At 67.6% G+C, this 13,577-nt stretch carries 11 protein-coding genes and 2 pseudogenes; 6 read left to right on the top strand and 7 right to left on the bottom strand.

Annotated elements, in window-relative coordinates; translation table 11 throughout:
* Positions 1-4: 4 nt before the first annotated feature.
* The 4 genes from NN2_RS27875 to NN2_RS27860 all read right to left on the bottom strand — a co-directional run bounded on the left by NN2_RS27875 (position 5) and on the right by NN2_RS27860 (position 3,378).
* Positions 5-451 carry a hypothetical protein gene (locus tag NN2_RS27875; protein WP_063017316.1) on the bottom strand — a complete coding sequence of 149 codons (447 nt, stop codon included), beginning with the start codon at positions 449-451 and terminating at the stop codon, positions 5-7.
* Positions 452-621: 170 nt separating this feature from the next.
* On the bottom strand, positions 622-1,182 hold the full coding sequence (locus NN2_RS27870) for a Uma2 family endonuclease (RefSeq protein ID WP_063017314.1): 561 nt from the start codon (positions 1,180-1,182) through the stop codon (positions 622-624).
* Positions 1,183-1,300: 118 nt separating this feature from the next.
* Positions 1,301-1,978, bottom strand: coding sequence for a LuxR C-terminal-related transcriptional regulator (locus NN2_RS27865; RefSeq protein ID WP_174555025.1), 678 nt, complete (start codon positions 1,976-1,978; stop codon positions 1,301-1,303).
* On the bottom strand, positions 1,975-3,378 hold the full coding sequence (locus NN2_RS27860) for a sensor histidine kinase (RefSeq protein ID WP_245658894.1): 1,404 nt from the start codon (positions 3,376-3,378) through the stop codon (positions 1,975-1,977). The genes NN2_RS27865 and NN2_RS27860 overlap by 4 nt, the downstream gene beginning before the upstream one ends.
* 107 nt (positions 3,379-3,485) lie before the next feature.
* Here NN2_RS27860 and NN2_RS27855 point away from each other — a divergent pair, with 107 nt between their 5' ends.
* Positions 3,486-4,190, top strand: coding sequence for a TrmH family RNA methyltransferase (locus tag NN2_RS27855; protein WP_063017312.1), 705 nt, complete (start codon positions 3,486-3,488; stop codon positions 4,188-4,190).
* Here NN2_RS27855 and NN2_RS27850 read toward each other — a convergent pair whose 3' ends face one another.
* A complete protein-coding gene (locus NN2_RS27850) occupies positions 4,191-6,419 on the bottom strand; it encodes an ATP-binding cassette domain-containing protein (protein ID WP_063017310.1) in 2,229 nt (742 codons plus the stop codon).
* Between the two features lie 60 nt (positions 6,420-6,479).
* On the opposite strand from NN2_RS27850, the gene NN2_RS27845 reads away from it, so the two are divergent.
* Entirely contained in the window at positions 6,480-7,469 is a 990-nt protein-coding gene (locus NN2_RS27845) for a helix-turn-helix transcriptional regulator (RefSeq protein ID WP_063017308.1), read from the top strand.
* 100 nt (positions 7,470-7,569) lie between these two features.
* A complete protein-coding gene (locus NN2_RS27840) occupies positions 7,570-8,766 on the top strand; it encodes a glycoside hydrolase family 76 protein (protein ID WP_082857323.1) in 1,197 nt (398 codons plus the stop codon).
* A gap of 250 nt (positions 8,767-9,016) precedes the next feature.
* Here the strand turns inward: NN2_RS27840 and NN2_RS27835 are convergent.
* Together NN2_RS27835 and NN2_RS27830 are read right to left on the bottom strand one after the other, a co-directional pair.
* Positions 9,017-9,688: pseudogene (locus tag NN2_RS27835) on the bottom strand (DedA family protein); the annotation flags it as partial.
* Positions 9,685-10,338, bottom strand: coding sequence for a DedA family protein (locus NN2_RS27830; protein ID WP_051756587.1), 654 nt, complete (start codon positions 10,336-10,338; stop codon positions 9,685-9,687). The gene NN2_RS27830 and the pseudogene NN2_RS27835, both read right to left, overlap by 4 nt.
* Before the next feature lie 309 nt (positions 10,339-10,647).
* Between NN2_RS27830 and fbaA the strand changes: the two genes are divergently transcribed.
* The 3 genes and pseudogenes from fbaA to NN2_RS27815 all read left to right on the top strand — a co-directional run.
* On the top strand, positions 10,648-11,685 hold the full coding sequence (gene fbaA, locus NN2_RS27825; RefSeq protein WP_030516652.1) for a class II fructose-bisphosphate aldolase: 1,038 nt from the start codon (positions 10,648-10,650) through the stop codon (positions 11,683-11,685).
* Positions 11,686-11,860: 175 nt separating this feature from the next.
* Positions 11,861-13,018 carry a BTAD domain-containing putative transcriptional regulator gene (locus tag NN2_RS27820; protein ID WP_245658893.1) on the top strand — a complete coding sequence of 386 codons (1,158 nt, stop codon included), beginning with the start codon at positions 11,861-11,863 and terminating at the stop codon, positions 13,016-13,018.
* A 131-nt stretch (positions 13,019-13,149) separates the two neighbouring features.
* Positions 13,150-13,577: pseudogene (locus NN2_RS27815) on the top strand (DUF4185 domain-containing protein); the annotation flags it as partial.

Genomic DNA, 13,577 nt, shown 5'->3' with positions numbered 1-13,577 from the left:
CTGCTCACAGGCAGAGCATGATCCGATCGCGGTCGGCCGGATCCACTCGGATCGAAATCGTCTCACCCACATGCATTCTCGGCCGGTCGATCGGTGCGACGTCGAAAACGACCGTGCCCCGATAGGTTTCCGAACCGGGAACGGTCAGCTCCAGATCGAGTTCGGTCAGTTCCGTGTGGTGATCGGTGTACTGCAGCGGATGCACCCCCTCGATGGTCGCCCACCCCTCCAGCCCGTGCCGCAACAACCGCCGATCCGACCGCGACGGCCGCTGCGCCAGCAACATTCCGATCCCCACACACGATCCGAACGCCCCCACCATCGCCATGATCTGATACGGCTCGGTCCCCGGCGGCGTGTGCTGATGCACCCACCCCAGCCAGACCCCGAGCACGATCACATACCCGACCGTCACCCCGAGCACGGTCCGAAGAATGCGTACGTGGTCCATAACCGCCTCCACCACCCCGCGGATACCTCAAGAATAAGCCCCACCCCTCCCACCCCGCCCGGATAGCACATAACGGACAGACACGTTTCGGCCAACCGGCCGAGACGGTGGTCCCCGCCGATCGCCCGACTTCGCCAGCCGCAGCCAGGCCCTTCGCCGCCGGGGACCGGCTATTCGGACCGTGATCCGGTCAGCGCGGTCAGATCGATTGTGACGGGAGTGCCGGACAAGTCGATCCGAACCGTCGATTGATTGTCGGCAATCAATTCGTAGTAGTCGCCGACCAACCGATATCCGGTCAATGTTGTCGGGGCGTCGAGGTCGACGAGCCAATAGTGCTCGATTCCGGCCTCGGCGTATTCGGCGAACTTGGCGACCCGGTCGGTGCGCCGCGACCCGGGGGAGAGAATCTCTACCGCCAGCAAGACCTCGTCCGCATTCCAACGCGGGTTGGTCTCGATTCCAGCGTCGGGGACGACGATGAGATCGGGAACTCGGACAGTCGGGGGAGCTACCGGGTCGATGACAACCTCGGTCTCGGTCAGGACACCGAGCGTCGGCGGCAGTTGTGGCTCCAGTTGGGCCGCAAGGCGCCACATCGCTCGTTGGTGCTTCGACACCGGCCTCGGTGACACGATGAGTACCCCCTCCACGAGCTCGTAGCTACGGCTGTTGTCCTCCGGCAGCGCCTCCCAGTCCGCCATCGTCAGTAGACGATCGGGCCAATGCATAACCACGTGCTCACCTCCTCTCGTATGCCCTGGTCCACTCAGTGTTCCACAGGTGACCGACAACCCCAGGCAGTCCAGCGGCGAGCCGCTGTCGACGCGCTATCCGCGCGGGCGCGCGCTATCCCCGCAGGCGCAGCACGGCCATGACCCGGCGGTGGTGGGTGTCCGACGGGGGCAGATCCAACTTCAGGAAGATGTTGCCGATGTGTTTTTCCACCGCGCGTTCGGTCACGGTGAGGGTGGTGGCGATGGAGGCGTTGGTGAGGCCCTGGGCCATCAGCTCCAGGACTTCGCGTTCGCGCGGGGTGAGGCGGGCGAGCGAATCCTGTTGCCGGGCAGCGCCGAACAGCTGGCTCACCACCTCGGGGTCGAGAGCCGTACCGCCGGTGGCGACGCGCTGCAGGGCGTCGACGAATTCGCGGACGTCTGCTACCCGGTCCTTGAGCAGGTAGCCGACACCGCCCGCACCGCCGGCGAGAAGTTCGGTGGCATAACGGGTTTCGACCCATTGGGAGAATACGAGCACTCCGGTGGCGGGAAATTTCCGGCGCAGTTCGATGGCGGCGAGCAGACCTTCGTCGGTGAACGAGGGCGGCATCCGCACGTCGACTACGGCGACGTCGGGACGGGTTTCGGCCACGATCTCGCTCAGCCGGATCCCGTCGCCGACCATGGCCACGATCTCGTGACCGCGGTCGGTGAGCAGGCCGGCCAGACCGTCCCGCAGGATCGCGCTGTCCTCGGCGATCACGATCCGCAGGGCGTCGGCGGTGCGGCCGGCCTCGGCCGTACTCATTGCGGGCCCGCGATCGGCAGGGTGACGGTGATATTGGTGGGCCCCCCGACCGGGCTGTCGACGGTCAGGTTGCCGTCGACGGAACGCGCCCGTGCGGCGAGACCGGCCAGACCACCGCCGACCAGCCGCTCGGTCGGCGCATCGGCCCCGGCCTCGGATTCACCACCCATCGGACCGGGCTGTCGCACCCCACCGTGACCGTTGTCGCGCACGCTCACCATCATCGTCGCGGCGCCCGCCGGCGCGACCGACACCCACGCCGCGGTCGCCCCCGAATGCTTCACCACGTTGGTGAGCAGTTCCGCGACCGAGAAATACGCGATCGCCTCGATCGCCGGACTGGGCCGCTGCGGCAGGTGGACGCGCAGTTCGACCGGTATCGCACAGCGCGCGGTCAGCGTCTCCAGCGCCGGTTCCAGTCCCAGTTCGAGTGCGGGGGGATGGATGCCGCGCACCAGTTCCCGCAGCTCGGCGATGGCGTCCTTCGAGCTCGCCCGGGCATCGGCGATCAGCGCGGCCGGGTCGGCGCCCGCGGCGAGTCGCTCCTCGGCACGCCCCAGCGTCATCGCGATACTCACCAGCCGTGCCTGGGTGCCGTCGTGCAGATCGCGTTCCAGCCGCCGCAGCGTCGCCGCGGAATCCTCGACCGCGACGCGCCGGCTCTCCTGCAGTTCGACCATCCGCCGATCGCCCGCGGTGGGTGTCAGCAGCACCAGCATCAGCCCGCGATGCGCCCAGCACACCGCGCGCACGAGCCACGGCAGCAGGAAGCAGCCGATGACGCCCAGTGCCGCCAGACCGAGTACGCGCGGCCAAGTGTCGATGTAGTAGTCACCGAATTGCGCCATCGAATGATGTTCGCGCCCTTGCGGATCCACGTTGACGGGGTGGAAAACCGCCCACGGGACGGGGGAGATCGCGGTGAAGACGGTCACCGCGATCACGGTCAGCACCACGTATCCGACGAACACCCCGAGGACCGCCTCGGCGACCAGGAAGGCCAGTGCCCGCCATGCGGTGCGATCGGTGAAGACGCTGCGGAACCAGCCCACCAGTCCCGGCCGGGCGGCGAAATTCGGCGGCGCCGGCAGATCGGCAGACAGTAGCGCGGCACCCACGGCCCGGTAGACCCGTCCCCAGATCCGGCCGCCCAGCAGCACCCCGGCCAGCAGCGGAGCGCCGATGATCAGGATCGAACTGTAGAGCCCGACGCCGTAGCCGACGAACAGATAGGCCAGCACCAGACAGCCCAGAATCGCGGCGACGACCAGGTAGGCCAGCTCTTTCCAGGTGCGTGCCTGGAACGGGGCGCGCAGGATCGCCCGCAGCACCGACCCGGCGGTCGGGCGCGAGTCCGGACGGTCGAGTACGAGCGTCGGTTCGGCGAGTGTTTCGGTCATAGCTTCCATGCTGGTCGGAGCCGATCCGCGCAGCGAGGGAGCAGACCGGCGAATCGACGGTGTGGACAGCACCACCATCGGATCCGACGGTACCGGGCGCGGCTACGATGACCGGCGTGAATCACCCGCTCCAGCCGCTGCCCGACCCATCGGACGGCGATGTGCCGGGCCCGACCGAATGGGGCGAGCATCCGCACGGCGTGGGCCCGTGGCGCGACGAATTCGGCACCGAACCGCCGGACGATCCGCGTCTGGACCCGGAACTGCTCGCGCACGGCGACCGGCGCAACGTGGTCGACGCCTACCGGTACTGGTCGCGCGCGGCGATCGTCGCCGATATCGATAGCCGTCGCCATCCGTTCCACATCGCGATCGAGAATTTCGGGCACGACGCCAATATCGGCACGGTGGTTCGCACCGCGAATGCCTTCGCCGCGGCGGCGGTCCATATCGTCGGACGACGGCGCTGGAATCGGCGCGGCGCCATGGTGACCGACCGGTATCAGCACATCGTGCACCACAGCGATATCGCCGAACTGCTGGAGTTCGCCGAGCGCGAGAATCTCACCGTGGTGGCCGTCGACAACGTGCCGGGTTCGGTGCCGCTGGAAACCGCTGCGCTGCCGCGTGATTGCCTGCTTCTGTTCGGTCAGGAGGGTCCGGGCGTCACCGAGGCCGCCAAACGGGCCGCGGTCATGACGGTATCGATCGCGCAGTTCGGCTCGACCCGCAGTATCAACGCGGGTGTCGCCGCCGGAATCGCCATGCACGCGTGGATAACTCAGCACGCGGACCTCGAACGTTCTTGGTGATCATCGGGAATCACGCAGTGCCGCGGCCGTCGCGGATTCGCGGCAGCGCAGCAGTTCTTCCGGAGTGCCCTGGAAGATGATCCGGCCGCCGTGCCGGCCGGGGCCCGGCCCGAGGTCGATAATCCGGTCGGCCGCGCGGACGACGTCGAGATTGTGTTCGATGACGACCACGGTATTGCCCCGGTCGATCAGATGGTCGAACAGCTGGATCAGCGTATCGATATCGCGCAGGTGCAGCCCCGTTGTCGGCTCGTCGAGGACATAGAGGGTGTGCCGGTCGCCGCGCGCGAGTTCCCTGGCGATCTTCAGCCGCTGACATTCCCCGCCGGACAGCGTGGTCAGCGACTGTCCGAGCCGCAGATATCCGAGTCCGACCTCGTCGAGATGCCGCAGACCCCGCGCGACCGCGGGCAGTCGCCGCATCGCCTCGGCGATGGTCAGATCGTCGATATCGGCGATGGTCAGGCCGTCGACGGTGTAACCGAGCACCCGATCGGTGAACCGGCGTCCGCCGCACGCCGAGCACACCGTTTCCTGACCGTCCATGAACGCCAGGTCGGTGTAGATCACACCGGCGCCCTCGCACACCGGGCAGGCTCCCTCGGAATTCGCGCTGAACAGGGCGGCACTCACCCCGTTGCGCTTCGCGAACATGGTGCGCACCGCGCCGGCGATCCCGGCGTAGGTGAGCGGCGTCGACCGCCGGTTGGTGCCGACCGGACGCTGATCGACCACGGTGGCCGGATGCCGCTGCACCAGTTCCGCGGCCAGACTGGATTTACCCGAACCCGCGACGCCGGTGAGCACGGTCAGCACACCGGTCGCGATGTCGACCGAGATGTCGCGCAGATTGTTGCGAGTCGCGTTGTCGATCCGCAGTTTTCCGGTCGGCACCCGCGGGGTGCGGCCGGTCCGCCGGATCCGCAACGCCTGCCCGGTAGGTGTGTCCACGGTCGCCAACCGCTCGAAGTCGCCCGTGAACACGATCCGCCCGCCCTCGGCCCCGGCCCCCGGACCGACCTCGACGATATGGTCGGCCACCCGCATCACATCCGGATCGTGTTCGACCACCAGAACGCTGTTGCCCTTGTCCCGCAACGATTTCAGCAGTTCGGTCATCGGCCGCACATCGTGCGGATGCAATCCGACGGTGGGTTCGTCGAAGACGTAGAGCATTTCGGTGAGACTGCTGCCGAGATGGCGAACGGTCTTGATGCGCTGCGATTCTCCGCCGGACAGTGTCGTCGTCGGACGTGACAGCGACAGGTAACCGAGGCCGATGTGCGCGAGGGCGCGGAGCCGCTCGTGCAGCGCGGACACCACCGAAACCATTTCGGGGTCGCGCACCTCGGTGATCAGCTCGGCGAGTTCGCCGATCTCCATCCGGCTCATCTCGACGATGGTGTGGTCGAGTACCCGCGCCGAGCGGGCCGCCGGATTCAACCGTTGCCCGTCGCATTCCGGACACGGTCCCGAGTGGGTGAACCGCTGCAGCACAGCCTGTTTGCGTTCGGACAGGTTGTCGGAGGTGTGCAGATACACCCGCTCGAACAGCTCGATCACGCCTTCGTAATCCTTCGGCGGACTCGGCCGCAGGGCCGCGGCGGCGGGCCCGCCGTGCAGCAGTGCGTCGCGTTCGGCGGGCGACCATTCCCGCAGCGGCACGGTCGCATCGAAGGCTCCGAGTTCGGCGTAGCGGCGGTACCAGTACTGACCGGCGGCGAAGCCCGGCAATCGGATCGCGCCCTGCTCCAGCGAGAGATCCGGGTCGAGCACCTGCTCCAGATCGGGAACCAGCGTTTCGCCGAGACCGGAACAGGCCGGGCACATTCCGGCCGGATCGTTGAACGAGAAGTGATTGGATTCCCCGACGTACGGTTGCCCGATACGCGAGAACAACAGCCGCAGATAGGTGTACGCATCGGTGATGGTGCCGACCGTCGAACGGGCGTTGCCGCCGAGCCGCTTCTGATCGATCACCACCACCGGCGAGAGGCCGTCGATCAGGTCCACCTCCGGACGCGTCCACCGCGGCAGCCGATTGCGCACGAACGGCGGGTAGGTCTCGTTGACCTGATATCCCGCCTCGGCCGCGATGGTGTCGAAAACCAGCGACGATTTGCCCGAACCGGACACCCCGGCGAACACCACCAGCCGGCCCCGCGGCACATCGATATCCACACTTTTCAGGTTGTTGGTACGCGCTGCGCGAATGCGGATCGAAGTCATATCTCGACGCTAGGGACAGATGTGGCCGGCTTCTGACCGCAATTGCCGGAGGATGGAGTCATGAGCGCCACTCGCCGCCTGCTCGATCTGCTCGCTTATCTGCAGACCGGCCGCCGCTACACCGGCGCCGAACTGGCCGCCCGCCTGGAGACCAGCCCGCGCACCGTGCGCCGCGATGTCGAGCGGCTGCGCGAATACGGCTATCCGGTCGCCACCCAGCCCGGCCCGGGCGGCTTCTACCAACTCACTGCCGGCCGCATCCTCCCGCCGCTGGTCTTCGACGACGACGAGGCGATCGCCACCGTCGTCGCCCTCGGCATGCTCGCGGCGACGTCGGAACCGCACAGCCAGGGGGAGCGCCAGGGCTCGTCGGATATCGGCGCCGCTGCCCTGCGCGCCTTCGGCAAGATCGACCAGTTGCTGCCGAAGCGGTTGCGGGGCCGGGCGAACGCGGTGCGGGCGACGGTGGAGACGGCGGCGGTCGTGGCGCCCGCGGTCGACGCGGCGGTGCTGGCGCTGGTGGCCAGGGCCGCGGCCGGACACGAACACCTCGTCTTCGACTACCGCACCCGCACCGGCGGGCTCGCCCGGCGCCGGGTCGAACCGTATCGGCAGGTGTATCAGCATCTGCGCTGGTATCTGCTCGCCTGGGACCGCGATCGTGGCGATTGGCGCACCTTCCGCCTGGATCGGATCGCCGATATCGCCGCTACCGGAACCTTTTTCGAGCCGCGCCCGCTACCGGCCGAGACGGCCGCGGGCTACCTCCGGCGCGAACTCACCGCCGGGCGGCATCGCGCGGTCGTCACCGTGGAGGCTGCGGCCACGGCGGTCGCCGACATCCTGAAATTCCAGGACTGCGATATCGAGTCGCGCGGACCGCAGCGCTGCCGGATCACCACATGGGTGGATTCGTTCGAATGGCTGGTGCTCAATCTCGCCTTCCTCGACGCCGATTTCGTGATCGAGGAGCCGCCCATGTTCCGCGACCGCTGTCGCGCTCTCGCAGCACGTATGGAACGCGCGTCCGTCGCCGTGGAACCGGGCTGACACGCCGCGCGTACCGGGCCGACTCGGCACGTCGCGGACACGAGTCGATCGCGTAACAAATCGGGCGCGAAATCGGGGCTCGGACTGGCACGATGTACCCATGAATTCGCGGAGCGACGACGTGCAACCGCGTCCGCATCTGCGGCGGGGGCGCGCACGAGTCGATTCCGCTGCCGAGCCGGGCGCCGATATCTGGGCACAGCGAGCCGATGCGGCCGAATCGGCCATCGTGTCCCGGCATCTGCGGCGGCTGTGGCTGCTGCCGGGGGCCGAGCTGGGCGTGGTGGGCTGGCCCGCGACCACCGCGGAACGATTGTTCATCAGCTGGAACTACTGGTGGCAGGCTCATCTCGTCGACTGCGCGATCGATGCCGCCGACCGGGAGGCCACCCCGGCCCGCACCGGACGTATCGCCGCCATCGCGCATGCCCACCGGCTGCGCAACATCACCGGCTGGACCAACAACTACTACGACGATATGGCTTGGCTCGCACTCGCTTTGGAGCGCGCCGAACGCACCCGGGGCATCACCGAGGTGCGCGGCGGGCTGATCGCGCTCGAGCAGCAGCTCATGGCGGGATGGCAGCCGGAGATCGGCGCGGTGCCGTGGCGTAAGGGCTCCGACTACTTCAACGCTCCCGCCAACGGTCCGGTCGCCATCGCACTCGCGCGCCTGGGGCATCACGAGCGCGCCGCGCAGATCGCCGACTGGATCGACGCCACCCTGCGCGATCCGGAAACGGGACTGATCCTCGACGGCATCCACCTACCCTCGGGCCGGATCGAACGGCCGACGTTCAGCTACTGCCAGGGCGTGGTCCTCGGGCTGGAAACCGAACTGGCGGTCCGAACCGGAGACGTTCGTCACCTCGAGCGCGTGCAGCGATTGCTCCGCGCGGTCGAGGACCGGATGACGGAACGGAATGTCGTCACCGGCGGGGGCGGCGGGGACGGTGGTCTGTTCAACGGGATCCTGGCCCGCTATCTCGCGTTGGTGGCGGTCATGCTGCCCGGAGACGAGGTTGCGCACCGCTCGGCCCGGCGCTCGGCCGCCGCGATCGTGAAGGCCTCGGCCCGCGCCGCCTGGGACCATCGGCTCGAGGTCGAGGGCGATCCGCTGTTCGGCCACGACTGGAACGAACCGGCACGGCTGCCGGGCGGCACCGCCGGGGCGGCCCGGTCTACCCCGGGTGGTTCGGTCACCTCGTCGCGGACACCGGAACGAGATCTGTCGGTGCAGCTGTCGGGCTGGATGTTGATGGAGGCCGCGCACGTGGTGACGGCCGCCGGACTCTAGCGGGAGCCGGCGGCCCCAGGGCAGATCAGTGCCGGGGATCGGTCCACACGATGCGCGCGGGCGCCGCGGTGGCCGCGCGCTCGGGGCGCACGGTGCGCAGCGGCACGGTGTCCGGATAGTCGGCGGTCCGGATCTCGAGAGGCAGCGTGTCGAGGGCGTCCGAATCGAAAGCCGCCCGGTCGAAGCCCTGGGCGTCGAAGCTCTGGCCGTCAAAGGTCTGGCCGTCAAAGGTCTGGCCGTCGGATTCGAGTTCGACATCGAAGTCCTCGGCCGGACGCGACATCTCCGCGCGGTACTGCCGCAGGCCGATGATCGTGCCGATGATCAGCACCACGACCAGCGAGCCGCTCACGGTCGGCATCAGCCAGGACACCTTGTTCAGATAGCCGCCGGTGTAGTAGCCGAGCAGCAGCAGAATCGGCGCCCAGATCACCGCGCCGATCGAACTGGCCACGGTGTAGCGGCGGTGGTCCATCCCGGCTGCCCCGGCGACCAGCGGGCACAGCGTGCGCACCCACGGAATCCAGCGGGCGATGAGAACCGCCACGAACCCGTGCCGGTGCAGCAGATCCGATACCCGGGCCAGATTCTCGGCGTTGACGTATTTGCCGTTCTTACGGGCGATCAGGCGATGGCCGGTGCGCGTGCCGATCACGTACCCCACCTGGTTACCTGCGATAGCGGCGAGCATGGTCGCCACCACCAGCGCCCACACCTGCGTATGCCCGGTCTCGTGTGAGGCGAAGATGATGCCGGCGGTCAGCAGCATCGAATCGCCGGGCAGGAACAGGCCGATGATCACCGCGCACTCGAGGAAGACGAAGACCAGGACGACGGTCCAGACGAGTGCCGGCCCGGCGGACTGCAGCGGATCGAATCCGCCCAGTGCAAGGGGTAACGGCGTAGCAGGCAATGGTGTCAGTGCGTGGGTTCGTTCGTCGGTACGGACATCGTGGGCTCCTCGATCTCGAGCACCGGCTCGTGGTTACGCAGCTTCTTCGCCACGGAGATGATGGCGGGCAGGATCGAGACGAACACGATCAGCAGGAAGATGGCCTCGACGTGATCGCGAATGAACCCGACGTTCCCCAGGAAGTACCCGAGGACCGTGATGCCGCCAGCCCACAGAATGCCACCGATGATGTCGAACGTGAGGAATTTGCGGTAATCCATCTTCGACACGCCCGCGAGTACCGGCATGAAGGTCCGCACGATCGGCACGAAGCGCGCCAGGATGATCGTCTTCGGACCGTACTTCTCGAAGAAGGCGTGCGTCTCGGTGATGTAGCGCTGTTTGAAGAAGCGCCCATCCTCCTTGTGGAACAGCGCCGGCCCGATGGCCCGGCCGATCCAGTAGGCGCACTGATCGCCCGCGATCGCGGTCACCGCCACCGCCGGAACGAGCACCCAGATCGACACCGGCGGATGTTCGAGCGCCGCGAGCAGGCCGCCGGTGAACAGCAGCGAATCGCCCGGCAGGATCGGGAACAGCAGCCCTGTCTCGATGAAGACGATGACCAGGATGGCCGGCAGCACCGCATTCGACATCCAGGTATCCGTCAGCAGATACATGGGGTCGAGCAGCTTGTGGACGGAGAATCCGTCGGCGAGAGTGTTCGTGATGGCCAGCGTGGTCACGGGCCCCACAGTACCGGTCACCGTGCGATCTCACCGAACCTCACGGGAACCTCTCAGGCGTTGGCGAATTTCGGTCAACCGAGTTTCGGACCGCTCCCGGCGGTCGACGTGGGTGCGCGCCCGGCCCGGCAAGTCCGCCGCAAGCACTCCCGATCCCGGGCCGCCTTTCGCGACAACGGGCCATGAACTTAGGGTATGGGCTGACAGAATTGTTGTTCGCAGCACACATACGGAGGTCACTCAGTGCCCATCGCGACTCCGGAGGTCTACGCCGAGATGCTCGGTCGGGCCAAAGAGAACTCCTTCGCCTTCCCCGCGATCAACTGCACCTCCTCGGAGACCATCAACGCGGCCATCCGCGGGTTCGCCGAGGCCGGCAGTGACGGCATCATCCAGTTCTCCACCGGCGGCGCCGAATTCGGTTCCGGCCAGGGTGTGAAGGACATGGTCACCGGTGCGGTCGCGCTGGCGGAGTTCGCTCATGTGGTGGCAGCCAAGTACGACGTGACGATCGCGCTGCACACCGACCACTGCCCCAAGGACAAGCTGGACGGCTTCGTCCGTCCGCTGCTGGCCATCTCGCAGGAGCGGGTCAAGGCCGGGCAGAACCCGCTGTTCCAGTCCCACATGTGGGACGGCTCGGCCATCCCGATCGACGAGAACCTCGAGATCGCCAAGGAACTGCTGAAGCAGGCCGCCGCGGCGAACATCATTCTCGAGGTCGAGATCGGTGTCGTCGGCGGTGAAGAGGACGGTGTCGAGGCCGAGATCAACGAGAAGCTCTACACCTCGTCCGAGGACTTCGCCAAGACCATCGACGCCCTGGGCGCCGGTGAGAACGGCAAGTATCTGCTCGCGGCCACCTTCGGCAACGTGCACGGCGTCTACAAGCCGGGCAACGTGGTGCTCAAGCCCGAGGTGCTGGCCGAGGGCCAGCGCGTGGCCGCGGCCAAGCTCGGCCTGGGCGACGGCGCGAAGCCGTTCGACTTCGTCTTCCACGGCGGCTCGGGCTCGCTGAAGTCGGAGATCGACGACTCGCTGAAGTACGGCGTGGTGAAGATGAACGTCGACACCGACACCCAGTACGCCTTCACCCGTCCGATCGCGGCGCACATGTTCACCAACTACGACGGTGTGCTGAAGATCGACGGCGAGGTCGGCAACAAGAAGACCTACGACCCGCGCAGCTACCTCAAGAAGGCCGAGACCTCGATGGCCGAGCGGGTCATCGAGGCCTGCAACGACCTGCGGTCGGCCGGCAAGTCGGTCAGCGCGAAGTAGTAGTTCCCGCAGCGGAACGGATCGAGGGTGCGTCGTCCGATGGGCGGCGCACCCTCGGCGTTCGCGGCCGCCACCGTGACGGCGGGTTGTCCCAGCCGGAAGGGCACGAGATGATCTTCTCCGTGAGCAGATGGACACTGTGCCGAGAATCCGGACGACACGAGGCGCTGGACCGGTGAGCAATCCGACCGGCCCCCAATCCATTCCGCCCACCGGGCTCGACGTCCGCGTGCTCGGGCCCGTGCAACTCTCGGTCGGCGGAACGGCCGTACCCGTGGGCGGACCCAAGCCGCGAGCGCTGCTGGCCGCGCTGGCGGTGAACCGGCGGCGTGCCGTCTCGTCACAGGCGCTGGCCGATATCGTCTGGAACGAGGAGCCGCCGGATTCCTATCAGGCGAGTCTGCAGGTATTCGTCTCCAATATTCGTAAGGCGCTGCGTAATTCGGGAGTCGACCCGGCAACGGTGCTGCGCACCGAATCCTCCGGCTACCGGCTCGACATCACCGACGACGAATGCGATCTGGGCCGCTTCGAGGCCACCCACAAGGCCGCGATCGAGGCCGGCGCGGCGGGCGACCACGAGAGCGCGTCGCGGCTGTACGGTGCGGCACTGGAACAGTGGAGCGGTAGAGCGCTCGACGATCTGTCCGGCACCCGCTTCGCCGACACCTTCGCCACCGCGATGGACGAGGAACGCCTGCTCGTCGCCTCCGCCCGCATCGATGCCGAAATCGCCTGCGGCCGCGCCTCTTCGGTGGTCGGCGAACTGGTGGCGATGACGAACGAGCATCCGATGCGGGAACCGCTGTGGGTGCAGCTCATCACCGCGCTGTATCTGTCCGGCCGCCAGGCCGACGCGCTGGAGGCCTGCCGCCGGGTCCGGGCTGTTCTCGCCGACGAACTCGGGATCGATCCCGGGCCGGCGCTGGCCGAACTGGAGAAGCGCGTCCTGCGGCAGGAACCGCTCAATACGATGGCCATCGCCCAGGTCGAGCGAATGGCCAAGGCGATGACCGAAACCGTCACCGAAACCCCGCGCAGCGCCCGCGCCGGACGGCTGCGGCTGGCGGACGGCCGGGTTTTTCCGATTGCCAAGGGCGGCTTGAAGATCGGCCGCATGACCGACAACGATCTGATCCTCGACGATCCGAAGGTCAGCCGCTATCACGCGCACGTCCTGCCCAGCCGGGCCGGAATGCTGATCAAGGATCTGGCCTCGGCCAACGGCATCTACGTCGACGACGAGGTCGTCGACAGCGGCACCATGCTGTTCGGCGGGGAACTCATCCGGATCGGTTCGACAGTGCTGAGTTTCGAGGCGGATACCGAGTAGGTCGCGCCGAACACACCCGCGGTTGCGCGATAACCGCCGTTCCAGGGCGTTTCCCGGGTAGGGTCGGCGCGGGTGCCGTCCGCGGGATGAGGTCGCGGGTAGGGGAAATCGATCGGTCCGAGGGGTTGCTGATGCGTGTGCGCGTGCCGGCTTCGGCCGCAGTGGTGTTGCTGAGTGCCGGACTGCTGGTCGGGCTGCCCGGATCTGCCGTCGCCGAACCCGGGACAGGTTCGGCGGCAACGGTTCCCGGCACGGGGCCGTGTGCCACCGACCCCGTCCCCGTGCACGAGCCGGTGGTGCCGAAGACCCTCGAGGTGCCGATCCCGTATCCGGTGGTGACCGTCGATCAACCCCCGCCACCCGCGATACCGAAGCGCACGAGCGTGCAGCTGCCGGTCGATCCGTGCGTCAGCCCGTGCCCGGATCTCACCGACGGTCCGCCGCCCGCGCCCGGTCTGCTGAACCGGCTCGGCGTGCCGGAGGTGCTGCTGAAGCCGAAGCCGTTCTATTTCGCGCTGCCGCCCGGACCCTCGCCCGAACCCGGGCCGCCTCCGCCGCC

Origin of the sequence: Nocardia nova NBRC 15556, assembly GCF_001613005.1 — a bacterium.
Taxonomy (GTDB): Bacteria; Actinomycetota; Actinomycetes; order Mycobacteriales; family Mycobacteriaceae; genus Nocardia; species Nocardia nova.
The sequence above is the reverse complement of the archived record's forward strand: the minus strand, read 5'-3'. Positions and strand labels throughout refer to the sequence as shown.